Consider the following 17975-nt stretch of genomic DNA (forward strand, 5'->3'; position numbering starts at 1 on the left):
CGCGCAGTGATCCTGTACACAGCGCCAGTATCCAGTGAGGTGAAATGAGCACCAACCCCTTCGACGACGAGGACGGCCGCTTCTTCGTTCTGGTCAACGATGAAGAGCAGCACTCCCTGTGGCCCGCGTTTGCGGAGGTCCCGGCGGGCTGGCGTGTCGTGTTCGGCGAAGAAAGCCGGGCAGCGTGCGTCGAGTACGTCGAGAAGAACTGGACCGACATGCGGCCCAAGAGCCTGCGTGATGCGATGGCCGCCGACGACGCAGCTCGCGCCCAGTCCTGATCTCCTCCGCCACCGCGTGACACCTATTCGGTGTCACGCGGTCGGCGTGCGCGGCTATGATGGTCGCCGCAGTACCCGCCTCCTTAGCTCAGTGGTAGAGCACCGCTCTTGTAAAGCGAAGGTCGTCAGTTCAATCCTGACAGGGGGCTCATCTCGAAAGAAAGGCTCTGGCCCAGGTCAGAGCCTTTTTTACGCGCTAGCCGCCTTCGGGGAACTGGCGTTTGGCCTCACTTTGGACGCACTCTGTTCCAGCCGTTCGGCCACGGCGTCCAAATCGTCATCGAACAAGTCGGCGTAGACGTCCAGCGTCATCGCTGCCGACTTGTGCCCCAACATCTTCTGGACGGCCTTCACGTTGGCCCCGGCCGACACGGCCAGAGACGCGGCGGTGTGCCGCAAGTCGTGCGCGGTGACCCTGGGGAACGTCTCATCCGCAGCCATGCACCGGGCGACCGCGCCGGACATCCATGAATCCTTGGACGCGGGCGGGCCGAGGTGTTCGCCCTTGCTATTCGCCCAGATCAATTCGTCGCGGCCCTTGCCCCTGCACACCGCTGCGATTTCGTCGGCCACGAATTTCGGAATCGGAACGGTGCGATTGGTGTGGCCCTTCAATGAGCCGACGACCACCTCCGTGCCGACCATCGGCGCATTCTCGATGAGCGTCATGCGGCGGCGCAGGAAATCAATATCGCGCACCCGCAGCGCGGCCAGCTCACCCCAGCGCAACCCGCAGTAGGCCAGCAGCACCACGATGGCCGAGTGCTTCGCCTGGTCGGCCAGCACGGCCACCTGGGCGTGCGTCAGGTACCTGCGGGCCTTCGGGCGGCGCTTCGGCAACTTCACCCCGCGCGCGGGGTTGCTGACGATCCTGCGGTCCGACACGGCGTCGGCCAGCACCCCTGCGAGCACCCGCAAGCACGTCTCGATGGTGCTGGCACTGAGCCCCGTGTCTGTCCTCCGGCCGGTCTTCGGTGCCGTCGACAGTCCGGTGACCCACGCCTTCACGGCCGTGGGTTTGATGGCGCTGACCGGCGTCTTGCCCCAGTGCGGTTCGACGTGGATGCGCCAGGCCGAGTCATAGGACCGGTAGCCGCTGGGCTTCATGTGGCCGCGCTGGTTGCTCAGCCAGTGCGGGCCGAGATCTCCCACGGTGATCTTCCCGGCGCTGGGATCGACGTAGACGCCGGTGTCCTTGCTGACCTCCACACTGTTGCCGAACTTCTCCGCGTCGCGCCTGGTCGTGAATCCGCGCTTACGGGTCGGTCGGCGGTCCGGGGTGCGGTATCGCACTTCCCAGAACACGCCGCCCTTGTTTTCGTACTTATGGGTTGTTGCCATCGAATTTCCTTCTCGTGGTGTGTTTCTCGTGGTGGTGATGCTGCGCAGCTACTAGGGCATGTTGGGTTCCTCCTCCTGGGCGGCGATCACCTTTTTCCGGCGTGGCAAGGGTTTGTTCGGGATGAGTCCTTCGGCCTTCGCCTTGCGGATCAATCGGCCCGCCTGCGCGGTGCCGATGTTCAGGCGCTCGCCTACGAACTCCAGGATCTGGACCGGATCGCCCTTCTTGATGGCCTCTAGCGCGTCGCCGACGTGTCCGGCCACGTCGATCAATCTCGCGTCGTTGATCCGATGGTGGCGGCGGATGTCGTCGGATTTCTCCGGCGTGGCAAACGACTCCACTTCGCCGGGTGCGGCGAAGTGTCCGCCACCGCTGGCCAGGTAGCGCAGCGCGGCGTGTGTGAGGCGGCGCAGATTCACCGACCTCAGCACCGCATGGTCTACCGGCGTCGAGTCGTCGCTCAGGATGCGCAGGTCGGTCAGGACCGGGCCGTCGTCGGCAGTCCTGGTCACCCGCACCACATACCGGTGCGGACGGCCGTGCAGTTCGACCACGACCGGGCTGTCCATCGCGGGGAACTGCCCGTCCATCACCGGTTCGCCTTCTCTGCGTGAAGGGTCCGGCAGGCGCACGGCCTTCACGGTGCCCGGTGCGGCGCTCATAGGGGTGTCTCCGATCATCGTGTGAGTTGCGGAAAGGATCTTTTAAAGGGTATCTGACGATCGTTCTTTAGGGCAATCTATTGACAGAGAACGAAACGCTCACCACGGAGGAACGCCGAAATGTCTTCTCGCACTGTCGAATTGCCCGAGCTACTGACCTGCGCGCAGACCGCCGAGTACCTGGGGCTCACGCCGGGCGCGCTGGCGCAGGATCGCGCGCGGGGCACCGGCCCGCGCTACATCAAAGAAGGGCTGCGGGTCCGCTACCGCGCGCAGGACATCGCCGAATGGTTGGAGGCGCGCCTGGTGACCCCCGGCAGGGGTTGACGCAGAGCACGTAATTCGCACTCGCACAACGACTTTGACAGCAGAACGGCCCGCCTGACCGAGGAGTACGGAGGCGGGCCGTCTAGCAAGGGGAAGGGGGTCCCTTCAGTGGACAATCATACCGCCGACCAGGCCGACCGCGCCGAATACGCCGATCGGGTCTACACCGATGAGGCCACCGAGATCATGAGCGGCCATCTCGCCGCGCTGCTGGCCGGGTGGGACCGTGACGACGACATCGCGAAGCGGCTCGGTGAGGGATCGAACGGGCTGGAGTTCCTGCGCAAGTTCTACGACCGGCACGAACAGGACCAGCCGATCACGTTCGACGGTGCACCCGTCGTGCGCCGTAGCTGGGTCGCGGCGTACCTGCCCGAAGGCCGCCCGACGCAGCAGGAACAGGCCGACCACGTCGCCGCCCATGTCTACGACGACCCCACCGCAGTAGCCGCGCAGTGGAAGCGGCAGACCTGGGAGCGGAACGAACGTCGCAGGCGCGTGCGCGCCGGGAACAAGGTCGCAGTGGACGCCGTGCGCGCCGGTGGGCTGGACCCCAACACCAAGTACACCCCGGGCGAAATCGAGCGCGCTGGGACCGACTGGGCGGCAAGGGCGGTCGGCTGGTGGCGAGACGATCATGCTGCCCAAAGGGCGCAGGGGCGGCGCTATGACGTGTGCCTGACCATGACCGCCGCCCAGTTGGTCCAGTGCGGTGCGACCGTTGACGAACTCGCCGCACTGCGTCCCGCCGACACGGCGGCGCTGGCCGAAGCGGGTCGCCGCCTGGATATCGAGCGGCAGGCCGATGCGATCGAAACACGTACTGCCGCACAGAAACTCATCGTTCAGCGAGCAGGCGGTGTGGTCGCGCCGCCGGAGTTCGTCAGCCTGACCGACCTGCTCTCAGAACCTGACGACGCTGCTGCGTACCGCATCGGCGAACTCTGGCCTATCGGTGGGCGCGTGCTGCTCGCCGCCGCCTACAAGTCCGGCAAGTCCACCACGGTCGGCAACGCCGCGCGGGCGCTGGTCGACGGTGGTGCGTTCCTGGGGCGGTTCCCTGTCGAGCCCGTGGGCAAGGTGGTGCTGATCGACACCGAGTTGGATACGCGGACCCTGCGCCGCTGGCTGCGTGACCAAGGCATCCGCAGTACCGACGCCATCGCCGTGTTGTCGCTGCGCGGCAAGGTATCTGCGTTCGACATCCTGGACCGCGCCGGGCGAACCGAATGGGCGCGGCGCTGCGCCGGGGCCGATGTCGTCATTCTCGATTGCCTTCGCCCGGTGCTGGACGCGCTGGATCTGTCCGAGGACAAGGACGCCGGGCGGTTCCTGGTGGCCTTTGACGACATGCTGGCCGAAGCGGGGGTCGGTGAGGCGCTCGTGGTCACCCACATGGGCCACCAGAACGAACGCGCCCGTGGTGATTCCCGTCTACTCGACTGGCCGGACGCGCTGTGGAAAATCGTGCGCGACCCGAAGGCGCAGGACACCGACGAAGACGCCGCCCGGTACTTCTCCGCGCTGGGTCGTGACGTGTCCCTGTCCGAAGGCGCGTTGTCGTTCGACCCGGATACCCGCCGCCTCGCCTACGAAGGCGGTAGCCGCAAGGACGCCGCCGGGAGCGCGATGCTGCCCGGCCTGTTCGCGGTTCTCCGTACGCAGCCCGGTCTGTCAGGGCGCGCGATCGAAACCGAGTTGATGAACCAGGGCGCTTCGCAGGCGGATGTGCGCGCAGCCATCCGGCGGGCACGGGCCGATGGTCTGATCCGGGTCGAACCGGGGCCGAAGAACTCGCATCGGCACTACGTCGAGGAGAGCGGGGGACCGTTTGATCTGCGCGAATGACCCCAGTGCGTTAGTGCGTTGGTGTGCGTCAAAACGCACAAACGAACTGCTCCCGGAGTGTGCGTCAGTGCGTTATAGGGACGCACTGCACACGGAGAACACGCAGGGGAGCTGAGGGAAGGAATCCCGCAACGCACACACACACAGATCCCGGGCGGCGGAATGACGCCCTCGCCGACACGGAGGTAACCCCATGAGCCAGACCCGCATCCGCATCCCCGGCGATACGCCGGAGGGCCGTCTCCGTGCTGTTGCCCGGCTGCGCTCGCACGACGGCACCGCGCCGGATGAACGCCGACACCCGCCCCGCCCGCCTTCGCCCGAACCGGGCACGGCCATCGAGCGCGACCGCCGCGACACCCTGCGACGGCTCACCGAGACCGACACCGACGCCTGACAGCAGACGACCCCCGAACGGGCGCAATCCGTTCGGGGGCCGAGGAACAAGGGAGAACACCATCATGGCAAACACCGTCACCACCCCGCAGCCGACCACTGAGCCGCTCGGCATGCCTGACTACTGCGCCAGCTGCGTCCGCGCAGGGTGTACCCGGCTCGACACCATCTGCGACCCGTTCGCCCTTCAGTGGCGGGGTGGCGCGGCACCGGTCCTCGCCCTCTACGCATGCCCCTGCGGCCACACCTGGAGCTGCGTGTGGAGCCACCACTATCTGCTGCCTGCCGACGACGAAATCTGACCCGTGATTCGCCTCCCCTACAGCAAGCCATAGTCCCCGCGGCCTGCCATAACCGCAGTTCAGACCCTATAAATAGAGGAAATATGATGTCTGCACCGACCTATTTCGGCATCCGCTCCGGGTACATCGTGCGCGAACACGATCACCGTGCCGACGACCAGAGCACCAAGCGCGACCGCCGCCGGAAGAACCTGGCGACGGAGTACGACGAGCAGTTCGTCTTGTCCACCGAGGTGGCCGCGATCCTGTCCAACCTGCCCGCGCGGGTCATGGCCGACCCGACCCAGACCCGCGTCCGGGCGACGGTCTACACGACCGAGAACGGTATGCGGGAGGCCCTGACCGAGATCGCGCAGAAGTTGGCGCGCGTCCCTGCGCCGGAATTCGCCGAGATGAGCGCGAGCGCGGTCACCAGCGGGTCCTGGGGGGTGGCCCTGATCGACGCCGCCCGGACCCTGGACGGGCCGTTGGCGACCGCACTGGCCCGTGGCGGCACGGTCGCCAACGGTGAGCCTTACCGGGAGTACTTGCTGGCGCGCGTGCGGGCGATGGACCAGGCGGCGACCAACCTGGCCGCCGCCCTGGAACTGGCAGCGGTGACTGACGCCGTTCCCGCGCCGACCTCCGAACGGGTTGCCGTGAACGCGCTCCGGGCACGGCACGCGGCCGAACGGCATGCGCTGGCCGACAAGCACCGTGCCGAACTTCAGGGCCTGCGCCATGGGTAAAGCGGACCCCCTCCAGCGTGCAGCCCATCTGACCGATGGGCAGTGCCCCGACTGCGGTACGCCGACCACGGTGTACCGGGGCAACATCCACAAGTTCCGCTGCCTCGAGTGCGTGACCGATGTCGTCGGCCTGGCCTACCGCCCCGCCGATCCACAGCCCCGGCGCGATCGTGTCGGCCATCCCGTTCCGCCCGGCTGTGATGCACATGGCAGGCCGATCCTGCCGATGGGCAGCGGGCGCACCACCACCCTGACGACGAACACGGAGACGAACCGATGAGCAAGCTGACACTGGCCGACCTGACCGACGCCGAGCGCACCCGCCTGCGGGTGGCCGTCCATGAAGCTGGGCATGCCACCTGGGCGGTGCTGTCCGGCGCACGGGTCCACGGAATCACTGCCGGGGCCGATGACGGCGTGGTGACGTTCACCGGGGAAGGCCCGCACGGGGCGGAGATCGCTTACGCAGGCATCTACGCCGAAGCGGTGTTCGCCTGCGGTGGCACGCCGTCCTGGGAGGACATGCGGGAGGCGGTGCGCAACGGCAGCGCCGAGGATCGCGAGCACTTCGGGGAGACCGTGCGCGTGCCCCGGCACATCGAACCGGATATCAGGTACGTCATGCCCAAGGTGAAGGCCCTGGCCCGTCACCTGTACCGGCACGGGTCGGCCACGCACGCCGATGTGGAGGCGGCGCTGGGGATCGGCCCGGACGTTTCGGTGGCCCGGGTGGCCAGCGCCGTTAAGTCGCGCTGTGGGTGGCCTGTGAGCGGCGGTGCCCGGTGATCCCGCCGGAGGACATCACGACCGAGGCCACGCGGGGTACGCGGATGGCGGAGGCGTACCCCGATGTCCTGGCGCTGGTAGCCGAGGCGGTCGCCGGTGGCGTCCACGTCGGCATGTTCACCCCGGAGCAGGTGCGTGCGCTGCTGCTGGAGGGCATGCGGGAGCGCCGGGCCGGAATCAAGCAGACCGATCAAGGGGGTTAGCCATGGCGATGCCGGACCGGGCGCAGCCGGACGAACGGGACCGGCAGGGCAAGGCGCTGGAACTCCGGCTGATGGGTATGACCTACGCGAAAATTGCCGAGCACCTGGGGTACGCCGACGAGAGCGGCGCATACCGGGCGGTTGAGGCAGTGCTCAAGCGGGTGGAGTCCCAACTGGCGGAGGAGTTGCGCAAGATGGAGGACATGCGGCTGGACGCGCTGCTGCGCAGGCAACTGCCCGCCGCCCTGCGCGGTGACCAGAAGGCGACGGAGTTGGTTCTCAAGATTCACGACCGCCGGGTGAAACTCCACGGCCTGGCGATGCCGGAGAAGTTCATCATTCAGCAGGTCGACAAGGACGCCGCCGCGCTGGACATCCAGGCAAGCCTGGACGCGCTGGGGTACGTCCCACCGGTCACACCGCTCGAGCCGGACGACCCTGACAATGCCTGGTCGAACATCGAGTAGGCGTTTCCAGAAACGTGGGCGGCCTACCGTCCGCAGTCTCAGAAACGCGGTCGGCCGGTCGCCACGGCCCTGCCGGGTGACCTCAACCAGCGTTCAGGTCGCCCGGCAGGGCCGTCGCGCATGGCTCAACAAACCCTCAACCACAGGTCTAGCCGCCGCTAACATTCACTTATCAGCTGTCAGCAACCTGTGGATAACTCCGCCCGCCGGGGAGCGTATGGCCGCGCCTGGACCCCCGGGCGCGGTGCGTACGAATGCCCTTCGCGCTGACGCCGGGCGGCGTACCGGCGGCGGTTACCCATCTTGTGACACTCCCGGCACTTGGTGAATCCGTCCGAAGTGCGCTCCACGTTGTCCCCCGTGATCGGGTGACCGCGCCGACAGACCCCCTCGCGGTGCGTGACGTAGTTCGGCGCGGTGCCCCGTTTCAGGTTCTCGCCGATGGTCACCGGTTCCAGGTGGGCCGGATTCACGCACGCCCGGTTGCGGCACAGGTGATCGAGGACCAGGCCATCCGGGATCGCGCCGACATAGGTCTCATAGGCAAGCCGGTGAGCCATGTGGCGGACCTTGTCGTAGTTGATCCGGCCGTACCCGTCGCTGCCCTTGCCGCGCTGCCAGACCCAGCACCCGGTTTCGTCCACCTGGATGGCGCGCTGAACCCGTTGTTCCGCCGTCGTATTGAGCATGCCGCCAAGCTAGAAAACAACCCTGCACAACCATCGGCGGTCAGAACGCGGGCCCTGTCCGACGCCTGTACTCACTGTCACACTTCGGACAGTGCGGCCTGGTCTCGTTTGCTGCTGGCCACTCATCGCGACCTGCGCGTACATGCCCCCGCTGCTCGAGGTGTCCCACATCTAGTCCGCAGAGGGTCACCAGGCGATCCCAATCCTGGCCGTATGGGTCTGCGACCGCGTGCACCTTGGCATCGTGGACGGGCGATCCGCCACCGAAAGCACCGCCTGGCCGTAGAACGGTTTCGTACGCCGTGCCCCACTGCGTCATGGATTAACGGTAGCCACGCGGATGCCAGGTAGCGTGAAACCTCATCAAAATGTGATCTGAGCTGCGGGTATTCGCAATAATGTGAGTGCTCGGCGTGTTCGCCCGCCCGAGCAGGAACTCGATTACCACGGCTGCGGGTGGCGGTGACCGCGTCGGCCTTCACGCTCGGACTCGATGCGTGCCCGGATCGCGTGCACCGTGCGGTCCTGGGGAATCGGCTCCGGCCACACGATCGTGCCGAACAGCACGATCAAGGGCAGGCCGATCGCGATGGCGAAACCGAGCGCCGTCATCACCCGTCCGCCCTGACGCCGGTGCGGTCCTGCGTGTTCCCCTGCGCATCGCGCTGTTCGGCTGCGGTGAGCCAGTCGGCCACGTTGTCCAGCGACCCGTGGCAGACGACCCGGAACGGGCTGTACAACTCCCACCCGTAGGGCGGCTCATGTGCGCGGCGGATCGCCATGGACCGCAGCGCGGCCCGTTTGGTCAGGCCGTCCAGCCGGTTCTGTATCGCCTTGCTCATGATGTCCGCCGCTTCGGTTCCCACCGATCGAGCGCGGCGAGTAGCCGCCGGATCACTTCGGGTGGCGCGACTTCTACCGGGTGCGGTCGTTTCGTGTGCGGTGTGCGCTGGGGCAGTGTCACGGGTCCCCCTGTGGGTGTCAGGTCGATGCGCCCACCGCCGGAGAGCTTTCGCCATCGTCCCGCAGCTCACTGCGCCCGATGTGCCGAGCGGCGTTGCCCGGCATACCCCGGCGGTGGGGCTGTGTGAACTGTGCGCCCGGCGCGCACCGGGGTCCGGTGGCCGCGAACCACCCTGCGCGGTAGGGGGATTCCCCCTACCTGAGTCCCTGGTGAGACACGCCTACCGGGCCTTATCCTGGGGTGACCTCTTCGCGGAGGACTTCGCCCCCGGTCGACGGACCGGGGGTATCCGCGAAGCGGTCCACCCCGCGAAGAAGGCAGGCCGCAATGCCGACTCCTGACGAACTCGCCGCGAAGGCGATCGGCGAACGCATCCAAGCAATCCGCACGCGCACCGGCCGGACCCGCGCCGTTGTCGCCGGTCTGGTCGGCCGGTCCGAGGACTGGCTACGCGACGTGGAGAAGGGCCGCCTACAGCACCCGCCCGGCCTGGAGATGCTGCTGCGCATCGGGCAGGCGCTGGGCGTACGGGACCTGACCGAGATCACCGGCGAGCATGAGCTGTTGATCGGCATCTCCCGCCGCGCAGGGCATCCCGTGGTTCCGGCGATCCGTGAGGCCATCGAGGGCGTGGACCTGACGCCGACGCCTTCCCCGGTCGATACCAGCGAGCTGGCCGCCCGGGTCGAACGCGCGTGGAGGCTGTGGCACACCTCCGATACGCCCCGCGCCGACGCCGGTGCGATGCTGCCCGAACTCATCCGTGATGGCCGCCGGGCGCTGCGCACCCTGGACGGGCAGGAACGTCGTGCCGCTGCGGCTGCCCTGTCGGGTGCGTACGCCCTGTCCGAACAGGTGCTCGCGTGGGTGGCTGACGCGCCGCTGTTGTGGCTGGCCGCAGACCGGTGCATGTCCGCAGCCGAGATCGCCGACGACCCGGTGACCCTGGCGTCGGCCAGCTGGGTACTCGGCAACGTGTGGAGGTCGACCGGTCGCGAAGATGATGCGTACCGCCTGGCGTCCGATGCCGTCGCCCTGCTCGAGCCGCAGCTCGATGATGACGCCGACGCGCGAGCGCTCTGGGGTGCCTGCCAGCTCCACGGGGCGATCACCGCCGCCCGCATCGGCCGCGAAGGCGATGCACTGCGCGGCATAGATCAGGCGATGGGGATGGCCCGCGCGATGCCCACCGGCAGCGCGCACCCGTGGACGCTGTTCGGCGTCGCCAACACGGAGATCAGCGCCGTGTCAGTGCAAGTGGAGCTGCGTAAGTCCGGCGGTGCACTCGACGCGGCCAGCCTGGTCGACCCCGACGCGGTGCCATCCGTGGACCGGCGTGCACGCCTGTGGCTCGAGCTGGCGCGGGCCTATGCGCAGCAGCGCGATTGGCTGGGCACCCTGGGCGCGCTGCGCACCGGCACCACCGTGTCCGAGGAGTCCATGCGAAGCCATCCCCTGGCACGGTCCCTGGTAGCTGATCTGGTCTCCCACGGGGGTCGGATCACCGAGCGGGAATCGCGTGCACTGGCCGGTCGTTTGGGCGTCACGGCCTGATGTCGACACCGAGGTCAGCGGCAGTATCCGCTGGCCTCACATTGGCCTCAATCGTGGTAACTCCGAGTCATTGGATTAATCGCCTGTCATATGATTCGGGCAGGTCGGGACATGAAAAGGCCCCCTGCCTGGACTGACCCGTGAGTTCAATCCTGACAGGGGGCTCACTATTGATGAAGGCTCCGACCCAGGTCGGGGCCTTTTTTCATGCCCGGGGTGAGAAAGTTTCAGCAATCTCGGTGTGAGTTGTCGTATTCGTGTTCGGTCGTTCGTGGTGTGAGTAGAGGCAGCCGATCGGCGGCCACCGACGAAGGGAGATCGCCATGACTCAGTACCTGCTTTCCGTTGTTGTCGACCCGAGCGCCTACGACATTCCGCAGGAGGAGGCGCAGCCGCAGTACGACGCCACGGGGAGGTTCAACGACGAGCTTCAGGCCGAAGGAGTGTGGGTGTTCGCGGGTGGGCTCGGGCGGGTCGACGAGGCGACCACGGTGGACAACACCGGAGCTGACGTGATTGTCACCGACGGGCCGTATGCCGAGACCAAGGAATGCCTCGGCGGGTTCTGGGTCGTGGAGGTACCCGACCTCGATGCCGCGCTGAAGATCGCCGCCAGGGCTTCGAAGGTCTGCGAGCAGAAGATCGAGATCAGGACGTTCGACGGCGCATGAGCGACGACACTCGCGCGCGGATCGATCGGATCTATCGCGAGGAGTACGGCCGGGTGGTCGCCTCGCTCGCTCGCCGCTTCGGGGATCTCGACATCGCCGAGGACGCCGCGGGCGAGGCCCTGCTCACCGCCATCGAACGGTGGCCGGTCGACGGCATACCGCCCAACCCGGGCGGCTGGCTGACGAAGACCGCGGGCAACCGCGCGATCGACCGGATCCGCCGTGAATCACTGCGCGACGCGAAACATCAGGCAGCCATGATCATCGACGATCACACACCGCACGAACCGACCGGACCGGTCAACGACGATCGCCTCCGGCTCGTCTTCACTTGTTGCCATCCGGCATTGGCGCCGGAGGCGCGAGTCGCGCTGACATTGCGCCTGCTCGGCGGGCTCACGGTCGGCGAGATCGCTAGTGCGTTCCTTGTTGCCGAAACGACTATGGCGCAACGTATTACCCGCGCCAAAGCCAAGATCAAAGCCGCGCACATCCCGTTCCGAGTGCCCGATCGCGATGACGTCACCGATCGGCTCGGCGGGGTGCTGGCCGTCATCTATCTGGTCTTCAACGAGGGATATCTGGCCGGCGCGCAATCCATGCGGACCGACTTGATGGCCGAGGCCGTTCGGCTCGGTCGCATCATGCGAGATCTGCTGCCCGACGACGGCGAGGTTGCCGGGTTGCTCGCGCTGATGTTGCTCATCGATGCGCGCAGTGCGGCGCGCTTCGCGGGCGGAGAACTGGTGACGCTCGACGAGCAGGACCGTGGCGGCTGGGACCACGCCCTCATCGCCGAGGGACACGCGCTGGTGCGCGAATGCCTGGGTCGCGTCGCCGCGGGCAGGGCTCGACCCGGCCGCTATCAGCTCATGGCGGCGATCAACGCGGTCCACACCGACGCGGCCGACTCCCGCGATACCGACTGGAACCAGATCGTCGCGCTCTATGACCAGCTCTACGCCGTGACCCCGACCGCGATCGTCGCCCTCAACCGAGCCGTCGCCATCGCCGAACTCGACGGTCCGAATGTAGCTCTGGCGCAGATAGATTCACTGCCGCTCGACGGATACCACGCCTGGCACGCCGCGCGCGCCGATCTACTTCGCAGGTTGGGGCGCGGCGCCGAGGCGAGGTCCGCCTACGACGCCGCTATCGCCGTCACGCAGAACCCGGCGGAACGCGCGTACCTGACCAGGAGGCGAGAGCATCTCGTGTAGGAGGGCTAGCGCGGTCCGTTCGTATTGAGGTAGAGGACAGGGCCGTCGCCGAATGCGCCCCGCTCGTTCATCGCCAGCAGTGCCGCCATGGCCTTGGCGGTGTAGACGGGTTCGAGGTGCAGGTGCTCGCGGTCGACTGACAAGGCTTGGGCGCGTTCGCCTTCCGCTGTGGGGTGGCCGTAGCCGCTGCCGAGCCAGTCGGTGACGATGTCGATGTCCTCGACTCGTGGTTCGAGATCGGACAGGTCCGCGCCTCGCTTGCGCAGCAGTTGCGCGGTTCGGCGGGCGAGTCGGGTGATCGTCGCTGGATCCAACCGCAGCGTGTCGTTGACTACGACACCGACTGCTCGGGTCGTCAAGCCCGCCATTCGCAATCCGAGTTGCAGCCCCGCGATAGTGCCGCCGGATCCGACAGCGGTCACGATGTGGGTGGGCTCGGGTAGCTCGCCGCGGTGTACTTGTCCGGCCAGCTCGAGCGCGGCCTCGACGTATCCGAGGACGCCGACCGGCGAGGATCCGCCGGGCGGCAGGTAGTAGGGCAGATGCCGCCCGCTGGTGTGCCGGGCAAACAGTATCGGCGCGGTGAGGATGGTCCGCGTCTTCGAATGCGTGAAATACAGCGAGGCGCCGCTGTTCTCGAGTCGGCTCAGCTGTGCACGGACGTGCTCGTCCACGGGCTGGTCGACGAGGGCGAGAGCGGTGCCGAGTCCGTGGTCGCGTGCGTACAGGGCGACGGCCAGCCCCCAGTTCGTACCCAATCCGCCGACGGTCAGGATGGTCCGGGAGCCGCGCCGGTGTGCGTCGGGGAGAATCCATTCCAGCTTGCGGACTTTGTTGCCACCCCACCCGCCGTCACCGAATGCGCAGTCGTCCTTGAGCCAGCTCGGCGCGCCACCGGCAGGCAGCGCATCGAGTCGGCGGACCGGTGTCGGGCCTGAGCTCAGCCCGATATGCGGCAGGGTTTCGCGTAGCCGTGGAAAGCGTTGGTGCAGAAGCGGAGTGTTCATCGGCTGCCGTTCGTCAGGACAGTGTCGTGGAACCGGTCGCCGATCCGTGAGCGCGGCACATTTCCCTCCTCGGATTCGGTGCTGCCCAACTCTCGCAACCCTTGTCGCGAAAGTCGAACAACTTGCCGAAACCGCGCTGAACGCCACAAGCGCCCGCCGCTCGATGATCCGGCCGGCTGACGAGCGCTACGGCACGTAGAGGTCTGCGCCGGAGCACTGCATGGTCTGGCTCGCCGACAGGCCGGAGGTGCCTACCGCGCCGGTCAGGCGGACCGTGCCCCTGGCTGTCACGGGATACCGATGTGCCGCCGAAAGAACTTTTCCGAGACCTGTCGTATTCGGCCGGTCCTGTTCGTGGAACTGAGGAGAGGCGGCAACGGGCTGCCCACACCACACAGGAGTTCGCCATGACCGCTTCCGCTTACGCCGCACCCACCGTCCGCAGCAGCTCCGCCTTCTGGCGTCCGGCCGCACTGGCAGCCGTCGTCGCCGCAGCCGCGACAACGGCCGTAGCCGCCGTCGCCCACGACGCCGGCGTTTCCCTCGCAATCGAAGGCGAACAGATCCCACTCGCCGGATTCGCCCAGCTGACCCTGATCTTCGCCGCGATCGGCATCCTCTTCGCCGCCGCCCTACGCAAGTGGGCCCGAAACCCTCGCCCAGTGTTCGTACGCACCACGATCACCCTGACCGCGCTGTCGCTCGTCCCCGACCTGATCGTGAACGCAGCCGCCGACACCAAGCTCACCCTGATGCTCACCCACCTCGTGGCCGCCGCGATCGTCATCCCGACGGTCGCCGCTCGGCTCGCTCACCAGGTCTCGCCTGAATGAAGGAGTCGCCGCTGTCCGGATGTGATGACGGAGGTGGTCGTGTACAGACGCCCCGTGGCTGTACACGATCTACCGGTCGATTCAGCGAGTGGTGGTGTCTACCAGACTGATTGGCGAGTGGTGGCGGTTGCTTGGTCGACCAGGCGTTGGAGGTCAGCTTCGATTTTGTCGGCGGTGGCTGGGGTGGCTTCTATTCGTTCGCCTTCGTGGATGAGGTAGCGGCCGTCGTTGGTGTAGTCGACCAGTTGGAGGGTGGTGCCGCCTTCTTGCCAGCCGTCCAGGGCTGGGCCGGTGGCTACGCGGAATTCGGCGTAGGTGGTGAAGGGGCGTTTGAGGAATTTGAGGGCTTGTTCGGCGGGGGTGCGGTGGCGGGCGTAGGGGTCGGGGGTGGTGGTGAAGTCGTCGCGGTGGACGTTGAAGCCGCCGGTGGTGCCCGCGGGGGTTTTCGGGAGGATGGCCAGCAGCCGGGTTGTGATGGCGTGGGCTGGTCGTAGGGAGATCAGGATGTTGCCGCCTTGGCCGTATTCCGGACCGGGGAGCTGGGCGGCGACTACACCGTTGCTTGCCTCCGTGGTGGCGCAGGCGCGGACCATCCGGGTGCGGCCGTCCAAGCGGTGCCCGAACAGTTCGATACGGATTTCGGGGTGCGCGAGGGCGTGTAGGGCGTGGTAGAGGGATTCGTCGGTGCCCATCTTGGCGATTAAAACGTCCGCGGCGCGACGGCATTCCAGGTCGAATTCGACCTGGGTTTCGACACCTGCGGTGAACGTGAGCGGCCAGGGCATGCGGTCGCGGCCGAGAGTTTCCCAGGCGACCCAGAACTCGAACGGGGTCAGCTCCCAGGTGTCGGTCATGCGTCGCCGCCGATCACCGGCGGGACGTGCAGGCGTTCGGGGCCGAGCAGTTCTTCGTGAACGCCGCGCAGGTAGTCGGGGGCCTGGTGCTCGTTCTCGTCGTCCTTCCCGCCGCCGCGTGCGCCGGGCGCGCCCATGCCGCCCATGCCGGATGTGCCTGCACGGCCTGAGGATGCGCCGGAACCCGCGCCTGCTCCGGTGCCTGCGCCCTGCTTCTGACCGGCGGTGCCAGGGACTGCTGCGCCGGGGGTGCCTGCGCCTGCTCCCGCACCCCCTCCCGCACCTGCGCCTGAACCGCCGCCGGAGCCGAGGCCGCCAGGGGAAGTACCCGCCGGGGTGGTGCCCGGGGTGGTACCTGCTGGGGTCGTGGTGGTGGGGGTTTCTGGGGTTGTCGTGGCGGCGGTGGTCTCGTCGCCGGTCGTGTCGTCGTCGCCGCCGGTGGTGGTGTCGTCGTCGCCGGGGTCGGTGGTGGTGGGGGTTTCCGGCTCCGTGGTGGAGGTAGTGGTGTCCTCGGTGCTCGGCTTCTTGGTGGTGGTGGTGTTGTTGTCCGTGGTAGTGCCGTTCGGCTTGTACTCGGTGGTGTCGCCGGTTGGCTTGTCGGACTGGGGTTTTGCTGGCGTGGGGACCTTCGGGACCTGGGTATCCGACTGTTTCGCGACCGGCGCGTAGACGGTCTCCATCACCTGGCGAGCTGCGGCTAGGGCAGCTTCGGAGCGGCCTGCGCTCGCGCTGTCCATGACGAAGTTGGTTGCGGTGCCGAGCCCGGGCACGGCAACGCTGGCGAGTGTGTTTACGACCTTCCCTGCGATGGTGCTGCTCTGTTGGTCGGACTCGTGGGGGACCGAGTATTTCACCTGCTGGAGGCCGGAACGAGCCTCCTCCATCTTGTTGGCAATCAGCTGGGCTGCCTGCTCGACTTTGTCCACGTCTCCGAGGTAGCTCTTCGTAGTAGCCAATGCTTGGTTGGCGGCGCTGCCCGACCAACCCCGTTCCATTTCCTTCTGAATGTCGTCGTGGTACGCGGTCGCTTTGGTCGAAGTGTCCGTAGCGAGTGTGGTCCAGCCCTGAACGCTCGTGCTTAGTTCCTCGATCTTGATGGACTCGACGAATTCCATTATCCGCGAGTGCGACATGTCAGTAAAATTCTCCATCACGCCCGGTACTACTTGTGGGGCGTACTCGCCGGAGAAACCAGCACTCAGGGCCTTGTTGGTGTCATAGATCCGAGCTCGATCCTTGTTGCCATCGGCTTGTGCATCCAACTCCGACTGTGTCGCCGAAACATCGGAGTCGAACAGTGAGCCGACGCGGTCGACAATAGTTGGAACCGCGGTACTCGTATTGGTTAGGCCGATTAGAAAATCTCCGAACGACATGTGTCCCCCCTGTTATCAGTCGAGCTTGTTGGTCTGCTGCTTGATGGCAAGTTGAGTTGCCTCATCGCAGTTCCTATAGGCGGTACCGGCTTTGCGGTACATATCGGCCATATTAGTGAGGATCTCGATATGCTGGCGGACGGCCTCGACGTAAGAACCGTACCCGTCTGTGCCTTCTGCTAGATCGGCAAACTTCTGGCCGAGGGCCTTTGCGGACTTGAGGTTTCCGAACGAGTCTGCAGTGACCATCCTCCTGGTGCGCTCAGACAGTCCTTGTAGATCCTTGATGTAGTCCTCACACCGCTGCGCGCAGCGGTCGGCGGCTCCGGACTCAATTATCAATTCCCCTACAGCTGCCTTGCTCGCAAGGGTTTGAAATTCTTTTGCAAGTGCGTTGGTATCTGCCATGGCTGTCTCCCCGTATGTTTAGTGCGGCTATTGAGGAATGGAGCCCACGAAACTTGGGGCAGCATTGTTTGCCAGCAGGCACGGGTTTGTTTGGGATTTACTATCCACAAATTTGCTCGCGTTTACGAGAACTCTTCCATGTCCGGTATCAAATGCAATTTCGCATTCCACCGGTGGATTTTCCTTGCCGATATAGTACTGCAGAGCTTTTCTGTCGCTGACCGATATATCCTTGAAATCGTGGAAGCGGTCGTTAGCCCGAATCTCGTCGACAGTGTAGATGGTGGACATGAAAGCAATGAAGTAGCCATCGGCACGCCAGTTGCAACCCTTCCACTCGGCACGCGGGACCGACCATAGGTTGTCGTCCTTCGACGCCGGGTCGAGCCCCGCCGCTTGCAACACACTGTCCGACACCGTGCACGGATCGAACAGCTGCTCCTTGGTCAGCGGAGTCCCACTGGCCTCGGGCTGCCCATCGACCGCTTTAGAACATCCGGTGAGCGCCAGCACAGCGCACACTCCGGCGGCAAAGCCAACCAGTCGCATCGTCTCTCCTCTTTCGCGCACTACAACCACTCGCTGTCTTAGACGCGCGCCCGGTCGTTTCGGTTCCATCCAGGGCAAAAATCAAGCGGGGACGTTGGCTCCGTAGCCGAGGTCGCGGAGGGCGGCCTTGATCTTGGTCTGGGCCTCGTCGAGGGATTCGGGGGTGGGGTCGGTGTTGGCGCCGGAGATGTCGAAGTCGCCCATGGTGTAGGCGGGGAAGACGTGGGTGTGCAGGTGGGGGACCTCGAGGCCGGCGATGAGCAGGCCCGCGCGGGGGGCGTCGAAGGCGGCGCGGACGGCCTGGCCGATCTTCTGGGCGAGGGCTGTCATCCGAGCCATCACGGCGGGATCCACGTCTTGCCACTGGTCGATCTCCGCGCGCGGCACGATGAGGGTGTGGCCCTGGGTGACGGGGCCGATGGTGAGGAATGCGACGAACTCGTCGTCCTCCCAGACGAATCGGCCGGGGATCTGACCTGCGATGATCGCGCTGAAGACGGATGCCATA

At 66.3% G+C, this 17975-nt stretch carries 25 protein-coding genes and 1 tRNA gene; 15 read left to right on the forward strand and 11 right to left on the reverse strand.

The window, feature by feature from the left end; all coding sequences use genetic code 11:
• The first annotated feature begins 44 nt into the window (after window positions 1–44).
• Window positions 45–281, forward strand: a complete 237-nt coding sequence (locus IBJ82_RS10195; protein ID WP_022565839.1) for an MbtH family protein — start codon at window positions 45–47, stop codon at window positions 279–281.
• Between the two features lie 77 nt (window positions 282–358).
• Window positions 359–430: transfer RNA gene (locus tag IBJ82_RS10200), tRNA-Thr, on the forward strand.
• A gap of 40 nt (window positions 431–470) precedes the next feature.
• Here IBJ82_RS10200 and IBJ82_RS10205 read toward each other — a convergent pair.
• The gene (locus tag IBJ82_RS10205; RefSeq protein WP_194825681.1) at window positions 471–1622 is read right to left on the reverse strand and encodes a site-specific integrase; all 1152 of its coding nucleotides are present in this window, start codon (window positions 1620–1622) and stop codon (window positions 471–473) included.
• 51 nt (window positions 1623–1673) lie between these two features.
• Window positions 1674–2285: a hypothetical protein gene (locus tag IBJ82_RS10210; protein WP_194825682.1), complete on the reverse strand. Its 612-nt coding sequence runs from the start codon at window positions 2283–2285 to the stop codon at window positions 1674–1676.
• A gap of 120 nt (window positions 2286–2405) precedes the next feature.
• On the opposite strand from IBJ82_RS10210, the gene IBJ82_RS10215 reads away from it, so the two are divergent.
• The 9 genes from IBJ82_RS10215 (at window position 2406) to IBJ82_RS10255 (ending at window position 7342) form a co-directional block, all read left to right on the forward strand.
• The gene (locus IBJ82_RS10215; RefSeq protein WP_194825683.1) at window positions 2406–2612 is read left to right on the forward strand and encodes an AlpA family transcriptional regulator; all 207 of its coding nucleotides are present in this window, start codon (window positions 2406–2408) and stop codon (window positions 2610–2612) included.
• Window positions 2613–2720: 108 nt separating this feature from the next.
• The gene (locus tag IBJ82_RS10220; RefSeq protein ID WP_194825684.1) at window positions 2721–4460 is read left to right on the forward strand and encodes an AAA family ATPase; all 1740 of its coding nucleotides are present in this window, start codon (window positions 2721–2723) and stop codon (window positions 4458–4460) included.
• Window positions 4461–4653: 193 nt separating this feature from the next.
• A complete protein-coding gene (locus tag IBJ82_RS10225; RefSeq protein ID WP_194825685.1) occupies window positions 4654–4857 on the forward strand; it encodes a hypothetical protein in 204 nt (67 codons plus the stop codon).
• Between the two features lie 64 nt (window positions 4858–4921).
• On the forward strand, window positions 4922–5158 hold the full coding sequence (locus IBJ82_RS10230; protein WP_194825686.1) for a hypothetical protein: 237 nt from the start codon (window positions 4922–4924) through the stop codon (window positions 5156–5158).
• Between the two features lie 86 nt (window positions 5159–5244).
• Window positions 5245–5886, forward strand: coding sequence for a hypothetical protein (locus IBJ82_RS10235; protein ID WP_194825687.1), 642 nt, complete (start codon window positions 5245–5247; stop codon window positions 5884–5886).
• Entirely contained in the window at window positions 5879–6166 is a 288-nt protein-coding gene (locus IBJ82_RS10240) for a hypothetical protein (protein WP_194825688.1), read from the forward strand. Before IBJ82_RS10235 ends, IBJ82_RS10240 begins: the two co-directional genes overlap by 8 nt.
• Window positions 6163–6672, forward strand: a complete 510-nt coding sequence (locus tag IBJ82_RS10245; protein WP_194825689.1) for a M50 family metallopeptidase — start codon at window positions 6163–6165, stop codon at window positions 6670–6672. Before IBJ82_RS10240 ends, IBJ82_RS10245 begins: the two co-directional genes overlap by 4 nt.
• Entirely contained in the window at window positions 6669–6875 is a 207-nt protein-coding gene (locus IBJ82_RS10250) for a hypothetical protein (protein ID WP_194825690.1), read from the forward strand. The genes IBJ82_RS10245 and IBJ82_RS10250 overlap by 4 nt, the downstream gene beginning before the upstream one ends.
• Window positions 6876–6877: 2 nt before the next feature.
• Complete coding sequence (locus IBJ82_RS10255) at window positions 6878–7342, forward strand: hypothetical protein (RefSeq protein WP_194825691.1); 465 nt, start codon at window positions 6878–6880, stop codon at window positions 7340–7342.
• Between the two features lie 179 nt (window positions 7343–7521).
• On the opposite strand, the gene IBJ82_RS10260 is transcribed toward IBJ82_RS10255, so the two are convergent.
• From IBJ82_RS10260 to IBJ82_RS10270, 3 genes are all read right to left on the reverse strand, one after another.
• On the reverse strand, window positions 7522–8031 hold the full coding sequence (locus IBJ82_RS10260; protein ID WP_194825692.1) for an HNH endonuclease signature motif containing protein: 510 nt from the start codon (window positions 8029–8031) through the stop codon (window positions 7522–7524).
• A 441-nt stretch (window positions 8032–8472) separates the two neighbouring features.
• Window positions 8473–8643 carry a hypothetical protein gene (locus IBJ82_RS10265; RefSeq protein ID WP_194825693.1) on the reverse strand — a complete coding sequence of 57 codons (171 nt, stop codon included), beginning with the start codon at window positions 8641–8643 and terminating at the stop codon, window positions 8473–8475.
• Window positions 8643–8873 (reverse strand): hypothetical protein, encoded by a 231-nt coding sequence (locus tag IBJ82_RS10270; RefSeq protein ID WP_194825694.1) that lies wholly within the window; start codon window positions 8871–8873, stop codon window positions 8643–8645. Before IBJ82_RS10270 ends, IBJ82_RS10265 begins: the two co-directional genes overlap by 1 nt.
• A 449-nt stretch (window positions 8874–9322) precedes the next feature.
• On the opposite strand from IBJ82_RS10270, the gene IBJ82_RS10275 reads away from it, so the two are divergent.
• The 3 genes from IBJ82_RS10275 to IBJ82_RS10285 all read left to right on the forward strand — a co-directional run bounded on the left by IBJ82_RS10275 (window position 9323) and on the right by IBJ82_RS10285 (window position 12440).
• Window positions 9323–10549, forward strand: a complete 1227-nt coding sequence (locus IBJ82_RS10275; RefSeq protein ID WP_194825695.1) for a helix-turn-helix transcriptional regulator — start codon at window positions 9323–9325, stop codon at window positions 10547–10549.
• A gap of 323 nt (window positions 10550–10872) precedes the next feature.
• A complete protein-coding gene (locus IBJ82_RS10280; RefSeq protein ID WP_056818818.1) occupies window positions 10873–11220 on the forward strand; it encodes a YciI family protein in 348 nt (115 codons plus the stop codon).
• On the forward strand, window positions 11217–12440 hold the full coding sequence (locus tag IBJ82_RS10285; RefSeq protein ID WP_194825696.1) for an RNA polymerase sigma factor: 1224 nt from the start codon (window positions 11217–11219) through the stop codon (window positions 12438–12440). The genes IBJ82_RS10280 and IBJ82_RS10285 overlap by 4 nt, the downstream gene beginning before the upstream one ends.
• Window positions 12441–12445: 5 nt before the next feature.
• On the opposite strand, the gene IBJ82_RS10290 is transcribed toward IBJ82_RS10285, so the two are convergent.
• Window positions 12446–13447 (reverse strand): 1-aminocyclopropane-1-carboxylate deaminase/D-cysteine desulfhydrase, encoded by a 1002-nt coding sequence (locus IBJ82_RS10290; RefSeq protein WP_194825697.1) that lies wholly within the window; start codon window positions 13445–13447, stop codon window positions 12446–12448.
• A gap of 407 nt (window positions 13448–13854) precedes the next feature.
• Here IBJ82_RS10290 and IBJ82_RS10295 point away from each other — a divergent pair, with 407 nt between their 5' ends.
• The gene (locus IBJ82_RS10295; RefSeq protein WP_194825698.1) at window positions 13855–14280 is read left to right on the forward strand and encodes a DUF6069 family protein; all 426 of its coding nucleotides are present in this window, start codon (window positions 13855–13857) and stop codon (window positions 14278–14280) included.
• Window positions 14281–14378: 98 nt separating this feature from the next.
• Here IBJ82_RS10295 and IBJ82_RS10300 read toward each other — a convergent pair whose 3' ends face one another.
• The 5 genes from IBJ82_RS10300 to IBJ82_RS10320 form a co-directional block, all read right to left on the reverse strand.
• Entirely contained in the window at window positions 14379–15134 is a 756-nt protein-coding gene (locus tag IBJ82_RS10300) for an ESX secretion-associated protein EspG (RefSeq protein WP_194825699.1), read from the reverse strand.
• A complete protein-coding gene (locus IBJ82_RS10305) occupies window positions 15131–16396 on the reverse strand; it encodes a hypothetical protein (RefSeq protein ID WP_194825700.1) in 1266 nt (421 codons plus the stop codon). Before IBJ82_RS10305 ends, IBJ82_RS10300 begins: the two co-directional genes overlap by 4 nt.
• A 129-nt stretch (window positions 16397–16525) precedes the next feature.
• Window positions 16526–16918: a hypothetical protein gene (locus tag IBJ82_RS10310; protein ID WP_194825701.1), complete on the reverse strand. Its 393-nt coding sequence runs from the start codon at window positions 16916–16918 to the stop codon at window positions 16526–16528.
• A gap of 27 nt (window positions 16919–16945) precedes the next feature.
• A complete protein-coding gene (locus tag IBJ82_RS10315; RefSeq protein WP_194825702.1) occupies window positions 16946–17467 on the reverse strand; it encodes a DUF3558 domain-containing protein in 522 nt (173 codons plus the stop codon).
• Between the two features lie 81 nt (window positions 17468–17548).
• Window positions 17549–17974, reverse strand: a complete 426-nt coding sequence (locus tag IBJ82_RS10320; protein ID WP_194825703.1) for an HIT family protein — start codon at window positions 17972–17974, stop codon at window positions 17549–17551.
• Window position 17975 lies beyond the last annotated feature (1 nt).

It is taken from the genome of Nocardia sp. XZ_19_231 (assembly GCF_015355705.1).
GTDB lineage: Bacteria > Actinomycetota > Actinomycetes > Mycobacteriales > Mycobacteriaceae > Nocardia > Nocardia salmonicida.

Bases quoted from the DNA above. Each gene is read 5' to 3' on its own strand.
- IBJ82_RS10195 (WP_022565839.1), top strand. From the start codon at position 45: ATGAGCACCAACCCCTTCGACGACGAGGACGGCCGCTTCTTCGTTCTG.
- IBJ82_RS10205 (WP_194825681.1), bottom strand. From the start codon at position 1,622: ATGGCAACAACCCATAAGTACGAAAACAAGGGCGGCGTGTTCTGGGAA.
- IBJ82_RS10210 (WP_194825682.1), bottom strand. From the start codon at position 2,285: ATGAGCGCCGCACCGGGCACCGTGAAGGCCGTGCGCCTGCCGGACCCT.
- IBJ82_RS10215 (WP_194825683.1), top strand. From the start codon at position 2,406: ATGTCTTCTCGCACTGTCGAATTGCCCGAGCTACTGACCTGCGCGCAG.
- IBJ82_RS10225 (WP_194825685.1), top strand. From the start codon at position 4,654: ATGAGCCAGACCCGCATCCGCATCCCCGGCGATACGCCGGAGGGCCGT.
- IBJ82_RS10230 (WP_194825686.1), top strand. From the start codon at position 4,922: ATGGCAAACACCGTCACCACCCCGCAGCCGACCACTGAGCCGCTCGGC.
- IBJ82_RS10235 (WP_194825687.1), top strand. From the start codon at position 5,245: ATGTCTGCACCGACCTATTTCGGCATCCGCTCCGGGTACATCGTGCGC.
- IBJ82_RS10240 (WP_194825688.1), top strand. From the start codon at position 5,879: ATGGGTAAAGCGGACCCCCTCCAGCGTGCAGCCCATCTGACCGATGGG.
- IBJ82_RS10245 (WP_194825689.1), top strand. From the start codon at position 6,163: ATGAGCAAGCTGACACTGGCCGACCTGACCGACGCCGAGCGCACCCGC.
- IBJ82_RS10255 (WP_194825691.1), top strand. From the start codon at position 6,878: ATGGCGATGCCGGACCGGGCGCAGCCGGACGAACGGGACCGGCAGGGC.
- IBJ82_RS10260 (WP_194825692.1), bottom strand. From the start codon at position 8,031: ATGCTCAATACGACGGCGGAACAACGGGTTCAGCGCGCCATCCAGGTG.
- IBJ82_RS10265 (WP_194825693.1), bottom strand. From the start codon at position 8,643: ATGACGGCGCTCGGTTTCGCCATCGCGATCGGCCTGCCCTTGATCGTG.
- IBJ82_RS10270 (WP_194825694.1), bottom strand. From the start codon at position 8,873: ATGAGCAAGGCGATACAGAACCGGCTGGACGGCCTGACCAAACGGGCC.
- IBJ82_RS10275 (WP_194825695.1), top strand. From the start codon at position 9,323: ATGCCGACTCCTGACGAACTCGCCGCGAAGGCGATCGGCGAACGCATC.
- IBJ82_RS10280 (WP_056818818.1), top strand. From the start codon at position 10,873: ATGACTCAGTACCTGCTTTCCGTTGTTGTCGACCCGAGCGCCTACGAC.
- IBJ82_RS10285 (WP_194825696.1), top strand. From the start codon at position 11,217: ATGAGCGACGACACTCGCGCGCGGATCGATCGGATCTATCGCGAGGAG.
- IBJ82_RS10290 (WP_194825697.1), bottom strand. From the start codon at position 13,447: ATGAACACTCCGCTTCTGCACCAACGCTTTCCACGGCTACGCGAAACC.
- IBJ82_RS10295 (WP_194825698.1), top strand. From the start codon at position 13,855: ATGACCGCTTCCGCTTACGCCGCACCCACCGTCCGCAGCAGCTCCGCC.
- IBJ82_RS10300 (WP_194825699.1), bottom strand. From the start codon at position 15,134: ATGACCGACACCTGGGAGCTGACCCCGTTCGAGTTCTGGGTCGCCTGG.
- IBJ82_RS10310 (WP_194825701.1), bottom strand. From the start codon at position 16,918: ATGGCAGATACCAACGCACTTGCAAAAGAATTTCAAACCCTTGCGAGC.
- IBJ82_RS10315 (WP_194825702.1), bottom strand. From the start codon at position 17,467: ATGCGACTGGTTGGCTTTGCCGCCGGAGTGTGCGCTGTGCTGGCGCTC.
- IBJ82_RS10320 (WP_194825703.1), bottom strand. From the start codon at position 17,974: ATGGCATCCGTCTTCAGCGCGATCATCGCAGGTCAGATCCCCGGCCGA.